Annotated in this window: 15 protein-coding genes; 10 read left to right on the plus strand and 5 right to left on the minus strand. The window is 72.0% G+C overall.

Features of this window, described 5'->3' with window-relative positions; genetic code table 11:
• The first annotated feature begins 67 nt into the window (after window positions 1-67).
• Window positions 68-979: a sulfate adenylyltransferase subunit CysD gene (gene cysD, locus KBX43_RS09940; RefSeq protein ID WP_030501167.1), complete on the plus strand. Its 912-nt coding sequence runs from the start codon at window positions 68-70 to the stop codon at window positions 977-979.
• Window positions 979-2,280, plus strand: coding sequence for a sulfate adenylyltransferase subunit 1 (locus tag KBX43_RS09945; protein WP_030501168.1), 1,302 nt, complete (start codon window positions 979-981; stop codon window positions 2,278-2,280). The genes cysD and KBX43_RS09945 overlap by 1 nt, the downstream gene beginning before the upstream one ends.
• Before the next feature lie 100 nt (window positions 2,281-2,380).
• Here KBX43_RS09945 and galK read toward each other — a convergent pair whose 3' ends face one another.
• Together galK and galE are read right to left on the minus strand one after the other, a co-directional pair.
• Window positions 2,381-3,535 carry a galactokinase gene (galK, locus tag KBX43_RS09950; RefSeq protein ID WP_210884148.1) on the minus strand — a complete coding sequence of 385 codons (1,155 nt, stop codon included), beginning with the start codon at window positions 3,533-3,535 and terminating at the stop codon, window positions 2,381-2,383.
• Window positions 3,532-4,518: a UDP-glucose 4-epimerase GalE gene (gene galE, locus KBX43_RS09955; protein ID WP_187693952.1), complete on the minus strand. Its 987-nt coding sequence runs from the start codon at window positions 4,516-4,518 to the stop codon at window positions 3,532-3,534. The genes galK and galE overlap by 4 nt, the downstream gene beginning before the upstream one ends.
• Before the next feature lie 177 nt (window positions 4,519-4,695).
• Here galE and KBX43_RS09960 point away from each other — a divergent pair, with 177 nt between their 5' ends.
• From KBX43_RS09960 to KBX43_RS09985, 6 genes are all read left to right on the plus strand, one after another.
• Complete coding sequence (locus KBX43_RS09960) at window positions 4,696-5,712, plus strand: hemolysin family protein (RefSeq protein WP_247677257.1); 1,017 nt, start codon at window positions 4,696-4,698, stop codon at window positions 5,710-5,712.
• Window positions 5,713-5,745: 33 nt separating this feature from the next.
• Complete coding sequence (gene trpS / locus KBX43_RS09965; RefSeq protein WP_043326798.1) at window positions 5,746-6,771, plus strand: tryptophan--tRNA ligase; 1,026 nt, start codon at window positions 5,746-5,748, stop codon at window positions 6,769-6,771.
• Window positions 6,772-6,788: 17 nt separating this feature from the next.
• Complete coding sequence (locus KBX43_RS09970) at window positions 6,789-7,376, plus strand: 2'-5' RNA ligase family protein (protein WP_043326796.1); 588 nt, start codon at window positions 6,789-6,791, stop codon at window positions 7,374-7,376.
• Window positions 7,377-7,432: 56 nt separating this feature from the next.
• Entirely contained in the window at window positions 7,433-8,374 is a 942-nt protein-coding gene (locus KBX43_RS09975) for a YhjD/YihY/BrkB family envelope integrity protein (RefSeq protein ID WP_043326794.1), read from the plus strand.
• Complete coding sequence (locus tag KBX43_RS09980) at window positions 8,371-8,745, plus strand: GntR family transcriptional regulator (RefSeq protein ID WP_043326793.1); 375 nt, start codon at window positions 8,371-8,373, stop codon at window positions 8,743-8,745. The genes KBX43_RS09975 and KBX43_RS09980 overlap by 4 nt, the downstream gene beginning before the upstream one ends.
• 73 nt (window positions 8,746-8,818) lie before the next feature.
• On the plus strand, window positions 8,819-9,262 hold the full coding sequence (locus KBX43_RS09985) for a hypothetical protein (protein ID WP_043326791.1): 444 nt from the start codon (window positions 8,819-8,821) through the stop codon (window positions 9,260-9,262).
• Between the two features lie 6 nt (window positions 9,263-9,268).
• Here KBX43_RS09985 and KBX43_RS09990 read toward each other — a convergent pair whose 3' ends face one another.
• The 3 genes from KBX43_RS09990 to KBX43_RS10000 form a co-directional block, all read right to left on the minus strand.
• Window positions 9,269-9,631, minus strand: coding sequence for a VOC family protein (locus KBX43_RS09990; protein ID WP_043326789.1), 363 nt, complete (start codon window positions 9,629-9,631; stop codon window positions 9,269-9,271).
• Between the two features lie 162 nt (window positions 9,632-9,793).
• Window positions 9,794-11,428: a glycoside hydrolase family 13 protein gene (locus KBX43_RS09995; protein ID WP_043326786.1), complete on the minus strand. Its 1,635-nt coding sequence runs from the start codon at window positions 11,426-11,428 to the stop codon at window positions 9,794-9,796.
• A 277-nt stretch (window positions 11,429-11,705) separates the two neighbouring features.
• Entirely contained in the window at window positions 11,706-12,785 is a 1,080-nt protein-coding gene (locus KBX43_RS10000) for a LacI family DNA-binding transcriptional regulator (protein WP_043326785.1), read from the minus strand.
• Between the two features lie 199 nt (window positions 12,786-12,984).
• Between KBX43_RS10000 and KBX43_RS10005 the strand changes: the two genes are divergently transcribed.
• Entirely contained in the window at window positions 12,985-14,238 is a 1,254-nt protein-coding gene (locus KBX43_RS10005) for a maltose ABC transporter substrate-binding protein (RefSeq protein WP_043326783.1), read from the plus strand.
• A partial coding sequence (locus KBX43_RS10010; RefSeq protein WP_210884150.1) for an ABC transporter permease subunit occupies window positions 14,238-15,561 on the plus strand: 1,324 nt, incomplete at its 3' end. The genes KBX43_RS10005 and KBX43_RS10010, both read left to right, overlap by 1 nt.

Genomic DNA, 15,561 nt, shown 5'->3' on the forward strand with positions numbered 1-15,561 from the left:
TCTTCACGAGTCCGACCTGAAAGGTCTGGAATCCGATGTACGGATCCGTGCGAATCGAGTTCGTGTCATGACGTCCCCCGCCGCGTACCAGGTGTCGCACCTCGACGCCCTTGAGGCGGAGAGCATCTTCGTGATGCGCGAGGTGGTCGCCGAGATGGAGCGGCCGGTGCTGCTCTTCTCCGGCGGCAAGGACTCGATCGTGATGCTCCGGTTGGCCCAGAAGGCGTTCGCGCCGGCCAACATCCCCTTCCCGGTGATGCACGTGGACACCGGGCACAACTTCCCCGAGGTGCTCGACTACCGCGACCAGCGGGTGGCCGAGCTGGGCCTGCAGCTGATCGTGGCGAGCGTGCCGGAGGCGCTGAACAAGGGCCTGGTCCGCGAGTCCGCCGACGGCATGCGCAACCGGATCCAGACGCCGGTGCTGCTGGAGGCGGTGGAGAAGCACCGCTTCGACGCGCTGTTCGGCGGCGCCCGGCGCGACGAGGAGAAGGCGCGGGCCAAGGAGCGGGTGTTCAGCTTCCGCGACGAGTTCGGCCAGTGGGACCCGAAGAACCAGCGTCCGGAGCTGTGGGCGCTGTACAACGGCCGGCACCACCCGGGCGAGTCGATCCGGGTGTTCCCGCTGTCGAACTGGACCGAGCTGGACGTGTGGCACTACATCGCGCGGGAGCGGATTCCGCTGCCGTCGATCTACTACGCGCACGAGCGCGAGGTGATCGAGCGCGACGGCATGCTCTACGCGGTGAACGAGTTCTTCCGGGCCCGCGCCGGTGAGCAGCCGTTCAAGGCCCAGGTGCGGTACCGGACCGTGGGTGACGCCTCCTGCACCGCGGCGGTCCGGTCGGACGCCGACACGGTGGAGAAGGTGATCGAGGAGGTGGCCGCCACGCGGATCACCGAGCGCGGCGCGACCCGTGGTGACGACCGGGTCAGCGAGGCCGCCATGGAGGACCGCAAGCGAGAGGGCTACTTCTGATGAGCGTCGAGACCCTGGCGCCGGCCGAGAGCGACACCGCGCGGCCGATGGACCTGCTGCGGTTCGCCACCGCGGGCAGCGTCGACGACGGCAAGTCGACGCTCATCGGCCGTCTGCTCTACGACACCAAGTCGCTGTTCACCGACCAGCTCGCCGCCGTCGAGGCGGTCAGCGCGGCGCGTGGCGACGAGTACACCAACCTGGCGCTCCTCACCGACGGCCTGCGCGCCGAGCGGGAGCAGGGCATCACCATCGACGTGGCGTACCGCTACTTCGCCACGCCGCGGCGCAAGTTCATCATCGCCGACACCCCCGGGCACATCCAGTACACCCGGAACATGGTCACCGGCGCCTCCACCGCCGACCTGGCGCTGATCCTGGTGGACGCGCGTAAGGGCCTGGTGGAGCAGTCCCGCCGGCACGCGTTCCTCTGCTCGCTGCTGCGGGTGCCGCACCTGGTTCTCTGTGTCAACAAGATGGACCTGGTCGACTGGTCGCAGGAGGTCTACGAGCGGATCGCCGACGAGTTCACCGCGTTCGCGGCGAAGCTCGACGTGCCGGACCTGACTGTGGTGCCGGTCTCCGCGCTCAAGGGCGACAACATCGTCACCCGCTCGGAGAACATGCCCTGGTACGAGGGTCCGTCGCTGCTGCACCACCTGGAGCGGGTGCACATCGCCTCCGACCGCAACCTGGTCGACGTGCGGTTCCCGGTGCAGTACGTGATCCGGCCGCAGTCCACCACCGTCACCGACTACCGGGGCTACGCCGGGCAGGTGGCCTCCGGTGTGCTCAAGCCGGGCGACGAGATCATGGTGCTGCCGTCCGGCTTCACCAGCCGGATCGCGGCGGTGGAGACCGCCGACGGCCCGGTGGACGAGGCGTTCCCGCCGATGTCGGTGACGGTCCGGCTGACCGACGAGCTGGACATCTCCCGCGGCGACATGATCTGCCGGCCGAACAACGCCCCGATGGCCGTGCAGGACATCGAGGCGATGGTCTGCTGGATGGACGAGACCCGCCCGTTGCAGGTCGGCGGCAGGTACGCGATCAAGCACACCACCCGCTCGGCGCGGGCGATCGTGCGGGGCCTGCACTACCGGCTGGACATCAACTCGCTGCACCGGGACGAGACGGTGGGCGAGTTGAAGCTCAACGAGATCGGCCGGGTCCGGCTGCGCACCACGGTGCCGCTGCTCGCCGACGAGTACCGCCGCAACCGCACCACCGGCGGCTTCGTGATCATCGACGAGGCCACCAACCGTACGGTCGGCGCCGGCATGATCGTCGAGGCCGGCTGACCCCCTGCTTCGTAAGGAAGGGCCCCTTGTTAACAGCGCGCTGTTAACAAGGGGCCCTTCCTCTACCGCAGGCGTTAATAAGGGGCCCTTCCTTACACCCTCAGCCCAGGCGGGTGACGCCGTCGGCCGGGAGGACGGTGAGCGTGCCGGGGGCGGTGAAGCCGCGCTTCGCGTACGCCTCGGTGACGGCGGCGGCCACCGGGTCGGCGGCCTCGGCGTCGACCAGGGCGAGCACGCAGCCGCCGAAACCGCCGCCGGTCATCCGCGCGCCGTACGCCCCGGCGGACAGCGCCGCCTCGACCGCGGTGTCGATCTCCGGCACGGTGATCTCGAAGTCGTCGCGCATGGAGGCGTGCGAGGCGGTCAGCAGCGGACCGGTGTCGCGGACCCGGCCGGCGCGCAGCAGCGCGACGGTGTCGAGCACCCGCTGGTTCTCGGTGACGACGTGCCGGACCCGGCGGCGGGTCTCGTCGTCGTCGAGGCGGGCCAGCGCGGCGTCGAGGTCGGCCACGTCGACGTCGCGCAGCGCGGTCACCCCGAGCGTCGCGGCGGCCCGCTCGCAGCTGCGGCGCCGGGCCGCGTACTCGCCGTCCGCGTGCCGGTGCGGCGCCCGGCTGTCGATCACCAGCACGGCCAGCCCGGCGGCGTCCAGGTCGAACGGGATCTGCTCGACCTCCTCGGTGCGGCAGTCGAGGAACAGGGCGTGCCCGGCCCGGCCGCGGATCACGGCGGACTGGTCCATGATCCCGGTGGGCGCGCCGACGTAGTCGTTCTCGGCCCGCTGGGCCAGCCGGGGCCACGCCTGCGCGGGCAGGTCGAGGCCGCCGAGGTCGACCAGCGCGGCCAGCACCGCCGACTCGATCGCGGCCGACGAGGAGAGCCCGGAGCCGACCGGCACGTCGGAGGCGACGGCGAGCCGCGCGCCCGGCACGTCGTGGCCGGCGGCGCGCAGCGCCCACACCACCCCGGCCACGTAGGCGGCCCAGCCGTCGACGCCGCCGGGCTCGTCGGCCTCCGCCGCGCCGAACTCGACCGGCTCGTCGTCCAGCTCCGACCAGACCGTCCAGCGTCCGTCCGGGGCGGGCGCGGCGGCGACCACGGTACGCAGCGGCAGCGCGAAGGGCAGCACGAAGCCGTCGTTGTAGTCGGTGTGCTCGCCGATCAGGTTGACCCGTCCGGGTGCCGCCCAGCGGCCGGCCGGCTCGGCGCCGTACCGCTGCCGGAAGCCGGCGGTGGCGCGGTCGGCGACGGTCATGAGGGCTGCCCCGCGACGTGGGCCCGGTAGAACGCCCAGGCGTCGCCGACCATGTCGTGCAGGGTGGGCTTGGCCGGCGTCCAGCCCAGCTCGTCGCGGGCCAGCGCGGAGGACGCGACCAGCTCGGCCGGGTCGCCCTCGCGGCGGGGGGCCACCTCGACCGGCACCGGGTGGCCGGTGACCTCGCGGACCACGTCGACCACCTGCCGGTTGGTGAAGCCGTTGCCGTTGCCCAGGTTGTAGATGCGGTGCCGGCCCGGGGTGGCCGCGTCGAGCGCGAGCAGGTGGGCGCGGGCCAGGTCCTCCACGTGGATGTAGTCGCGTACGCAGGTGCCGTCGACAGTGGGGTAGTCGTCGCCGAAGAGCTGGAGCTTCTCCCGCCGCCCGGCGGCCACGTCGAGCGCGATCGGGATGAGGTGCGTCTCCGGGGCGTGCCGTTCGCCGATGGCCAGCCCGTCGCGCAGGTACGCCCCGGCGACGTTGAAGTAGCGCAGCGAGACGGCGGCCAGGTCGTGCGCGATCGCCTCGGAGGTGAGCGCCATGTCGACGGCCAGCTTGGTCGCGCCGTAGGTGCTGGTGGGGGCCTTGACGGCGGTTTCCGGGATGGGTAGTTCGGTGGGGTTGCCGTAGACGGCGGCGGTGGAGGAGAAGACCATCCGGGGCACCCGGGCGGCGCGGACCGCGTCGATGAGCGCGATCGAGCCGACGGTGTTGGTGTGCCAGTACAGCTCGGGCCGGATCATCGACTCGCCGGCGGCGATGAGGGCCGCGAAGTGCAGCACGCCGTCGTACCCGGCGTCGGGGGTGAGCACCCGGGCGGCCTCGTGCACCGGCAGGTCGACGTGGGTCGCCTCGGGGGCGAGGGCTTCCCGGTGACCGGTGCGCAGGTCGTCCAGCACGGTCACCTGGTGGCCGTGGTCGAGCAGCATCCGGGTCACCACGCTGCCGATGTAGCCGGCGCCGCCGGTGACGAGCAGTTTCACGTCGGTCGTCCTCCTGCCTGGGCCGCGTCCCGCGGCCTTCCCGCGATCACCCTACGGCCGGGGGCGGTGTCGCGGCTGTCGAGTTGAGCCCGCCTCCATTCCATCACAATCCTTCATGACTGAACAGATCCGAACATCGGCCCGAGCGTACGGTGGCCGCTGTCTACCATCCTTCTCATGCGGGAGGGTGGTGGTCCCGGGCCCCGGCGGCGTCCGCCGGGGCGGCTCCGACGCGAACCCGGCCCGCTGGCCCGCACCGTGGCCCGCCTCGTGGTGCGGGCCGCCGACGGCGCCACCCGCCTGGTGACCGACCTGCTCGGCGCCAGCCCGGTCGCCGGCCGGGAGCGGATCAGCGAGGCCGAGCTGCGGGACCTGGTCGCGGCGAACACGCTGCTCGACGCCGACGAGCGCCGGATCATCGACGAGGTGCTGCTGGCCGGCGCCCGGCTCGTCCGCGAGGTCATGGTGCCCCGCACCGAGGTGGTCTTCCTCAGCGCGGCGCTGCCGCTGGCCCAGGCGCGGCGACTGGTCCGGGACGACCCGCACACCCGCTACCCGGTGGTCGACGGCACCCACGACGACGTGGTCGGCATGGTGCACCTGCGGGACGTGCTGCTGCGCCCGGAACCCGACCGGCCGCTGGTGGTCGGCGAGCTGACCCGCGAGGTGAAACGCCTGCCGGACAGCAAGCGCGTGCTCGCGGCGCTGACCGAGATGCGCCGGGAGGGCCACCACCTGGCCGTGGTCATCGACGAGTACGGCGGCACCGCCGGCATCGTCACCTGCGAGGACCTGGTCGAGGAACTGGTCGGGGAGATCCGCGACGAGGAGCACGGCCCGCCCGAACCGGAATCCACCGGGCTGCCCGCCGTCGTGGACGGCCGGCTCAACCTGACCGACTTCGCCGAACGTACCGGGGTGCCGCTGCCCGCCGGCCCGTACGAGACGGTGGGCGGGTTCGTGATGGCCGCGCTGGGCCGGCTGCCGGTGGCCGGGGACGAGGTGCCGGTGGCGCTCGACCCGGACGGCGGATCGGTCCCCGCCGATCCGGCCGGCTGGCTGCTGCGGGTGCTGGCGCTCGACGGCCGGCGGGTGTCCCGCCTGGCGGTCTCCGCCGCGCGGCTGCCCGAGCCCCGGCGTGAGGTGAACGGTCCGCTTCCGCCCGTACCCGCCCGATCCACCGGCCCGTCATGACGGACGCCGGGGCTTGCTGACAGAATTGCCGCCATGTCCGACGTACCCGCCCGCCCGCGCGTCTTCTCCGGCATCCAGCCGACGGCCGACTCGTTCCACCTCGGCAACTACCTGGGCGCGCTGCGGCACTGGGTGGCGTTGCAGGACAGCCACGACGCCTACTACTGCGTGGTCGACCTGCACGCGATCACCGCCGGGCACGACCCCAAGGTGCTCAAGCACCGCAGCCGGGTGGCCGCCGCGCAGCTGTTCGCGCTCGGCCTCGACCCGGAGCGCAGCACGCTGTTCGTCCAGTCGCAGGTGCCCGAGCACCCGCAGCTGGCCTGGGTGCTCGGCTGCATCACCGGGTTCGGCGAGGCCGGCCGGATGACCCAGTTCAAGGACAAGTCGCAGAAGCAGGGCAGCGAGCGGGCCAGCGTCGGCCTGTTCACGTACCCGATCCTGCAGGCCGCCGACATCCTGCTCTACCAGGCGAACGCGGTGCCGGTGGGCGAGGACCAGCGGCAGCACCTGGAGCTGTCCCGCGACCTGGCGCAGCGGTTCAACTCGCTGTTCGGGCGCACCTTCACGGTGCCCGCGCCGCACATCGTGAAGGACACCGCGAAGATCACCGACCTGCAGGACCCGACGGCGAAGATGTCGAAGTCGTCGTCCTCCCCGGCCGGCATCATCGACCTGCTGGAGGACCCGGCCCGCTCGGCCAAGAAGATCCGCTCGGCGGTCACCGACACCGGCCGCGAGATCGTCTTCGACGCCGAGGGCAAGCCGGGCATCAGCAACCTGCTCACCATCTACTCGGCGCTGTCCGGCCGGTCCATCGACGACCTGGTGGCCGCGTACGACGGCAAGGGCTACGGCGACCTCAAGAAGGACCTGGCCGAGGTGGTGCGCGAGTTCGTCACCCCGATCCAGGAACGCACGAACGGCTACCTGAACGACCCGGCCCAACTGGACAAGCTGCTCGCGCGGGGCGCGGAGAAGGCCCGCGTGGTGGCCGACGCGACGCTGCGTGCGGCGTACGAGCGGGTCGGTTTCTTCCCGCCGGTGCGGTTCGAGTAGCGGCCCGGGCGGAACGGGTGACGCAGCCGGAGGCCGGAGGGGTGGCGCGCGACGTGGCGGGCAATGACGCGGCGCCGGGCGGCGCGGACACGATCCAGATCGGGATCGCCGTCGACATCCCCGAGCCGTGGGGCGGGATGCTCACCCGCCGCCGGGTCGAGGCCGGCGACCCGGCGGCCGTCCCCGCGCACGTCACCCTGCTCGGGCCCACCGAGATTCCGGTACGCGCGCTGCCCGCCGTCGAGGAGCACCTGGACCGGGTCGCCGCCGCGCACCTGCCGTTCACGCTGCACCTGCGCGGCACCGGCACGTTCCGCCCGGTCACCCAGGTGGTCTTCGTGGCGGTGGCGGCCGGGATCAGCGAGTGCGAACTGCTGGCCGCCGCCATCAACTCCGCTCCCGAGCTGCGCCGCGAGCTGCGTTTCCCGTACCACCCGCACGTCACAGTGGCACAGGACGTGCCACCCGAGGTGCTCGACAAGGCGTACGAGGATCTGGCCGACTTCTCCGCGCTGTTCCAGGTGGAGGCGTTCACGCTGTTCTCGCACAGCGGGGCTACCCGGTGGCAGCCCCGGCGCGACTTCCGGCTCGGCGGGGCGAGCTGAACATTCGACCGGCCGGGGCTCCTCCGCCACGGGCGGAGATCAGCGAGGATGACGGGGTGAACGTCTTCGGCCGGATCGAGGCGGCGGTCGGGCGCCGCATCGACGCGGCCCGGGGCCGGTCGTCGGTCTTCGACCACGTGTGGCGGGCCGGGACGCTCTACGCCGACCTGCTCGCCGGGCGGCTCGCCGCCGCCATCGCGTACTACGGCTTCTTCGCCGTGTTCGCGCTCGCGCTCGTCGCGTACTGGGTCTTCGGCGCGGTGCTGCGCGACAACGAGGAGGTCAGCCGCGCGGCCGCCCACTTCCTCGAAGAGAACCTGCCCTTTCTCGACCCGGCGCAGATCGCCGAGAGCAGCAACACCGTCGGCGTGGTCGGCCTGGTCATCCTGGTGTTCACCGGCATCGGCTGGGTGGAGGCGATCCGCTCCTCGCAGCGGCTGATGTACGGCTTCAACCAGCAGCCCGGCAACCTGGTGATGCGGCGGCTGGTCGACCTGGGCGTGCTGGTCGCGGTCTTCGTGCTGCTGTTCGTCTCGGTCGCCGCCGTGGACGCGCTGGAGTCGCTGCTGCGTTTCCTGCTGCGCAGCACCGGCTCGGTGGGCCTGACCACGGTCAGCGCGGTGCTGAGCGTGCTCGTCAACGCCGTGCTGGCCGCCGCGCTGCTGCTCGCAGTGCCCCGGCTGCGGATGAGCCGGCGCCGGCTGCGACCGGCGGTGCTCGCCGTCGCGATCGGCATCACCCTGCTCAACACGGTGGGGCGTTACTACGTGGTACGCACCGAGCGGAACCCGGCGTACACGGTGGTCGCCACCGCCGTGGGCCTGCTGCTCTACCTCTACCTGCTCAACCAGTTGGTGCTCTTCGGCGCGGCGCTCGCCGCCACCAGCCCGTACGGCCGGGTGGTGGACCTGGCCGAAGGCGGCGCCCGGGAGGTGGACGTGGAGGCGGACGTGCTCGACGAGGAAACCGAACCGGGAACGCCGGGAGGGGCGGGATGAGCGCGCGGATCCGGATCGACGCCGCGTCGGCGGTGCCGCCGTACGAGCAGGTGCGCGCGCAGTTCGCGGCGCGGATCGGCGACGGGCGGCTGCCGGTGGGGACCCGGCTGCCCGCGGTCCGGCAGCTCGCGGCGGACCTGGGGCTGGCGGTGAACACGGTGGCGCGGGCCTACCGGGAGCTGGAGGCCGCCGGGCTGGTCCAGACGCGCGGCCGGCACGGCACGGTGGTCGCGCCGGGGCGGGACGACGCCGTCGACCGGTTGCAGCAGGCCGCCGCCGGGTACGCCGCCGAGGCGCGCCGCCTGGGCGTCCCGCCGGAGCGGGCGGTCGCCCTGGTCCGCGCGGCGCTGGACGCCGGCACGCGTGGCTGAGCGTGGTCCCCTGAGCGGGGAGAGTCGAGCCGATGCGTTCCCCGGGCGGATCCCGTCCGACGATGATGGGCCGGTGGGCGCACTCGTGACACTCGACCTGCCGGACGACTCGCCGATGCTCGGCCTGCCGTGGATCATCACGTTCGGCCCGCTCGGCGCGGACGACGAGTGGGAGCCGGTGGTCTGCGGCCCGTACGAGCGGGCGCACGCGCTGGCGCTGGCCGAGGCGGTGGTGGCCGAGGAGCAGTTGATGGCGGTGGTGGAGCCGCTGCTGCCCGCGCTCACGCCGGAGGAGATCCGGGGTGAGATCGCCGCCGCGCAGATCGCCGCCGAGGACGAGGCGGCCGAGATCGACCAGGCGGACCTGTACGGCGACTTCGAGGACGTCATCGACGAGGAGCTGGAACGGGCCGCCGAGCGCGAGCCGGAGCCCGAGCCGGCGAAGGCGCCCGACCGGGAGGAGATCCGGGCCGGGTTCGCCCGGATCGCCGCGCTGCTCACCGCCAAGGGCGGCTGAGGACGCTCAGCGCGGCGGCCCGTCGAGCACGCAGAACTCGTTGTCCTCCGGGTCGACGAGCACCACGAAGCCCTCCGCGCCGGTCTGCCCGACGTCGGCGCGCCGGGCGCCGAGCCCGATCAGTCGCTCGACCTCCGCCGTCTGCCCCTCGTCGGCGACCAGGTCCAGGTGGAGCCGGTTCTTGCCGCGCTTCGGGGTGCCGCTGCCCTGCAACCAGACGGTCGGGCCGGGCCGGCCGGGCGGCGGGTAGAGCTTCGCGTTGCCGTCGTCGCCCTGCGAGACGGTGTAGCCGAGGGCGGCGGACCAGAACCGGGCCATCCGGTCCAGGTCGCTGACATCGAGGGTGTACTGCGCCACGCGTGCGGTCATCCCCCGGTGGTACCCCGGGCTGCCGGGATGGACACCGGCCCCCCGGGAGCGGACTCCCGAGGGGCCGGGACCACCTCACCCCCCACCACAAGGGGTCGGCAGCCCAGCCGCCCGTCGGCGCGGAGCACAACGGACGGCCAGGTCGTTGGCGGGTTACCCGGCTCAGCGCCGTTCGAACCACGCAGCCGCGTCCACCGGCAGGACGTGCCCGTCGCCCCGCTCGGTGAGGTCGGCGCTCGCGACGAGCGGGCGGCCGTGGCCGCTCACCGTCACGTCGGCGCCGCTGATGTTGACCACACAGGTCAGCTCGGCGTCCCCGGCGGCGCGGCGGAACGCGAGTACGCCGGGCTCGGTCTCCAGCCAGGTGATGCCGCCGACCCCGGCGAGCGCCGGGTGCTCGTGCCGGATCCGCAGCGCGGTCCGGTACAGCTCCAGCGTCGAGCCGGGCGCACCGGCCTGGGCGGCCACCGACAGCTCCCGCCAGGTCGCCGGCGCCGGCAGCCAGCTCAGCTCGCTGCCGTCGGGCCCGAAGCCGTACGGGGGCAGGTCGCCGCCCCACGGGATCGGCACCCGGCAGCCGTCGCGGCTCTCCCCGGTACGCCGGAACGCCGGGTCCTGGCGCAGCTCGTCGGGGAGGTCCAGCACCTCCGGCAGGCCCAGTTCCTCGCCCTGGTAGACGTACGCGCAGCCGGGCAGCGCGAACATCAGCAGCGCGGCGGCGCGGGCGCGGCGCAGGCCGACCTCGCCGTCGCCGTACCGGGTGACGTGCCGCTGCCGGTCGTGGTTGGACAGCACCCAGGTGGTCGGCGCGCCCACGATCGTGGACTCGGCCAGCGCCGTGTCGATCACCTTGCGGAACGAGTCGGCCGACCAGGTGGCGTCGAGGAAGTCGAAGCTGAACGCCTGGTGCAGCTCGTCCGGGCCGATGTAGCGGGCCAGCCGCTGCGGGGTCTCGGCCCACGCCTCGGCCACCGCCATCCGGCCGCCCGGGTAGCTGTCCAGGATCGGCCGCCAGGCGCGGTAGATGTCGTGCACCTCGTCCTGGTCGAAGTACGGCAGCCGGCCCTTGCCCAGCAGCTCGGACTGGCGCCGGCCGGTGGTCATCGAGTTGAAACCGACGTCCGGCAGGCCCTCGGCCTTGATCATTCCGTGGGCCACGTCGATCCGGAAGCCGTCCACGCCCCGGTCCAGCCAGAAGCGCAGGACGTCCTCGAACTCGGCCCGCACCTCGGGGTGGCGCCAGTTCAGGTCGGGCTGGGCCGGGTCGAACAGGTGCAGGTACCACTGGCCGTCGACCACGCGCGTCCAGGCCGGGCCGCCGAAGATGCTCTCCCAGTCGTTCGGGGGCAGCTCGCCCTGCTCGCCCTTGCCGTCGGCGAACAGGTAGCGCTCACGCTCCGGCGAACCGGGGCCGGCGGCGAGCGCGGCGGCGAACCACGGGTGCGCGCTGGAGGTGTGGTTGGGGACCATGTCGACGATGATCCGCAGGCCGAGCGCGTGCGCGTCGGTGATCATCTCGTCGAAGTCGGTCAGGTTGCCGAACAGCGGGTCGACGTCGCGGTAGTCGGCCACGTCGTAGCCGGCGTCGACCTGCGGCGAGGTGTAGAACGGCGTCAGCCAGAGCGCGTCCACGCCGAGGTCGCGCAGGTAGGGAAGGCGCTGCCGGATGCCCTGGAGGTCACCGACCCCGTCGGCGTTCGCGTCGGCGAAGCTGCGGACGTACACCTGGTAGACGACCGCGGACCGCCACCAGTCGTCGTCGGCGGTCCGTGGCGTGGGGGTGGTGGCGGAGGTCATCGCTGTCGATTCCCGTTCTGTGGTGGCGCAGGGTGTCAGAGCAGAATGCCGCCACAGGCCTGCAAGAGTCAAGCATTCCTTGCGCAAGAAATGACAGCCATCACCCGCGCCGACCCTGCCCCCGTCTCCCGAATCCCGGGACGCCCACCCACCCCCACTGCCGCCGATCCGGTCGATCATGAGGTTGACGGCAGTCTCTGCCCGCTTTGTCCCCGCCAACTTCATGATCGCCGCGCCCTGAGCCGGGCGAGAGGGAGGGGGAGGGGAGTGCGGGGCGTCAGGCGGGGATGGGGAGGGAGGGGGAGGACGGGCTGGCGGGGCGCTGGCGCTTCGGGGGGTCGGCGGGGCGGGTCACCGCGGTCGAGCCGCGTACCACCAACTCGGGCCGGAACAGGTACTCGGAGTTCGGGGAGGGGTGGCCGTTGATCTCGTCGACCAGGGCCCGCACCGCCGCCACCGCCATGGCGGCCACCGGCTGGCGCACTGTGGTCAGCGGCGGGTCGGTGAACGCCATCAGCGGGGAGTCGTCGTACCCGACCACGGAGACGTCGTCGGGCACCGACAGCCCGCGCTGGCGGGCGGCCCGGATCGCGCCGAGCGCCATCAGGTCCGAGCCGCAGACCAGTCCGGTCACGCCGCGTTCGATGAGCCGGCCGGCGGCGGCCTCGCCGCCCTCGACGCCGAACAGTGACAGCTCGGTCAGCTCGGTCAGCTCGTCGGAGGTGATGTCGGTGAGGCGCCCCATCGCGGCCTTGTAGCCGGCGACCTTGCGCTGCACCGGCACGAACCGGTCCGGGCCGGTGATCAGGCCGATCCGGCGGTGCCCGAGCGCGACCAGGTGGGCGACCGCCAGTTCGGCGGACTCCCGGTCGTCGCAGGAGACGAACGGCGCGGGGATGCCCGGCGCGTACCCGTTGATCATGACGATCGGCAGCGGCCGGGCCAGCAGCGTGCGGTAGCGGTCGTGGTCCGCGGCGGTGTCGGCGTGCAGGCCGGAGACGAAGACGATGCCGGAGACCTGCCGGTCCAGCAGCATCTCCACGTACTCGTCCTCGCGGACGCCGCCCGGGGTCTGCGTGCAGAGCACCGGTGTGTAGCCGGTGGGGGCGAGCGCGGACTCGATGATCTGGGCGAACGCCGGGAAGATCGGATTGTCCAGCTCCGGCACGACCAGGCCGACCAGTCCGGCGCTGCGCTTGCGCAACCGGGCCGGACGTTCGTACCCGAGCACATCGAGGGCGGTGAGGACGGCCTGCCGGGTCTCGGGGGCCACGCCGGGGCGGTCGTTGAGCACCCGCGACACCGTGGCCTCGCTGACTTCGGCCTGTTGGGCGATGTCGGACAGTCGAGCGCGCATGTGCGGCACTTTAGCCCAACGGCAAAGTCTTGCGTACACTTCTGCAAGCCCTTCCATTCTCTGCAACCTCTTGCTAACGTCCCCGCAACATGCGAGAGCAGCGGCGCAGCACCCCTGTGCCGGTCAGCAAGAAATTTCAGAGGTTTCCACTGGCGGGCCGCCCTTCCCCCGGCGGGCCGCCATGACGACAGGAGTACCGATGCGCATCCGTACCGCGGGTGTGGTCGCCGTCCTCGGCCTGGCGCTCGCCGCCTCCGGCTGTGGTGACAGCGGCAGCGACGACAAGCCGGCCGCCGGCGAGTCCGCCAAGGCGACCGGCGGCAAGCTGGTCATCTGGGCCGACGACAAGCGCACGGCCGCCCTCAAGCCGTTCGCCGAGGAGTTCGGCAAGGAGAACGGCGTGACCGTCGAGGTCCAGGCCGTCTCCAAGGACCTGCAGACCAACTTCGTCACCGCCTCGCAGCAGGGCAGCGGCCCGGACGTCGTGGTCGGCGCGCACGACTGGATCGGCAACCTGGTCCAGAACGGCGCCATCGACCCGGTGCAGCTCCCGGCCGAGCAGAAGAGCGGCTTCAACGAGACCGCGATCAAGGCCGTCACGTTCAACGGCCAGCTCTACGGCGTGCCCTACGCCACCGAGAACGTCGCGCTGATCCGCAACACCGAGCTGGCCCCCGAGGCGCCGAAGACGATCGAGGACCTGGTCGCCACCGGCAAGAAGCTCAAGGCCGAGAAGAAGGCCAGCGAGATCCTGTGCCTGCAGTCCGGCCAGAACGGCGACGCCTACCACATCTACCCGCTCTACACCTCCGGCGGCGGCTACCTGTTCGGCACCACGGCGAACGGCGACTACGACCCGAAGGACCTGGGCGTGGGCAAGCCGGAGTCGATCGCTGCCTTCCAGAAGATCGCCAAGCTGGGTGAGAAGGGCGAGGGTGCGCTGAAGCGCTCCATCACCGGCGAGAACTCCATCGCCACCTTCACCGGCAAGAAGTGCGCGTTCCTGGTCTCCGGCCCGTGGGCAGTGGCCGACGCCAAGAAGGCCAACATCTCCTACGACATCTCCCCGGTCCCCGGCTTCGCCGGTGGCCAGGAGGCCCAGCCGTTCGTCGGCGTCCAGGCGTTCTACGTGGCCGCCAAGGGCAAGAACAAGGCCCTGGCCCAGGAGTTCGTCACCAACTACGTGACCAAGCCCGAGCTGGCCGTCGCGCTGTACAAGGCCGAGCCGCGCCCGCCGGCGCTGACCGCCGCCTTCGACCAGGTCAAGGGCGAGGACCCGGACCTGGCCAAGTTCTCCGAGGCCGGCAAGAACGGCCAGGTGCTCCCGGCGATCCCGGCCATGGCCGCGATCTGGGACCCGTTCGGCAAGGCGGAGGCCGCCATCATCGGCGGCGCCGACCCGGCCAAGACGATCACGGCCGCCGGCAAGACCATCCAGGGTCAGATCAAGTAATGAGCGCGCCGCTGTCCGGCCCGGGGTCTGCACCGCAGGCCCCGGGCCGGGAGCCCGCACGCCCCGGGCTCCCGCGCACGTCCCGTACCGCGCGGCAACACGCGCCGATCACCGCGACCGGCCTCGTCGTCAAGGTGGTCCTGCTCGGCCTGGTGGCCGGGATCGCGATCTGGGCGGCCTTCCCGCTCATCGAGGCCGAACACTGGATCGGGCTGGGCATCCTGGTGGCCACCACCGCCGGCCTGTTCTACCTCTACCTGAGCCGCCGGCACATTCCGGCCAAGTACCTGGTCCCCGGCACGCTCTTCCTGATCGCCTTCCAGGTCTTCCCGGTGCTCTACACCGCGAGCACCGCGTTCACGAACTTCGGCGACGGCCACCGCGGCAGCAAGGACGACGCGATCGTCGCCGTGCAGACCTCCTCGGTGAAGCAGGTCCCCGGCTCGACCGAGTACAACCTCACCATCGCCACGAAGGGCGACCCGGCGAGCGGCCCCCTGGTCTTCCTGCTCAGCGACCCGAAGACCAAGGACGTCTTCGCCGGCGACGCGGACGGGCTGCGCAAGCTGGACGCCGCCGACGTCGAGGTGAGCAGCCTCAGCGGCAAGATCACCGCCGCGGACGGCTACACCCTGCTGAACATCGGGCAGGCCAGCAGCCGCAGCGACGCCGTCACCGCGCTCATCGTGCCCACCGACGAGGGCGCCATCCGCTCCAACGGCCTCACCCGGGCCTACGAGGGCAAGGCGATCCGGGCGTACGACGCCGGCTGCGACTGCGTCAAGGACAGCGAGACGGGCAAGACGTGGACCGCCGACGAGGAGTCCGGCTCCTTCGTCGCCGCCGACGGCGAGCGTCTCGCCCAGGGCTGGAAGGTCGACGTCGGGCTGAAGAACTTCAGCACCGTGCTCACCGACCCGAACATCTCCGGCCCGTTCTTCGGCACGCTGGCCTGGAACTTCGCGTTCGCGATCGGCTCCACCGGCCTGACGTTCCTGCTCGGCATGGCCATCGCGCTCGCGCTGCACTCACCCCGGATGCGGGGTACCAACTTCTACCGGGTGCTGCTGATCCTGCCGTACGCCATGCCGTCGTTCGCCATGCTGCTGATCTGGCGGGACATGTTCAACACCGACTTCGGCCTGCTCAACAACCTGTTCGGGCTGGACGTCGACTGGTTCGGCGGCAACTGGTCGGCCCGGATCGCGGTGCTGCTGGTGCAGCTCTGGCTCGGCTACCCGTACATGTTCCTGGTGGCCACCGGCGCGTTGCAGGCCATTCCGCGGGAGCTGACCGAGGCGACCTCGGTCGACGGCGCGTCGC

Source organism: Micromonospora sp. C41, from assembly GCF_018070485.1.
In the GTDB taxonomy this organism is placed as follows: Bacteria; Actinomycetota; Actinomycetes; order Mycobacteriales; family Micromonosporaceae; genus Micromonospora; species Micromonospora chalcea.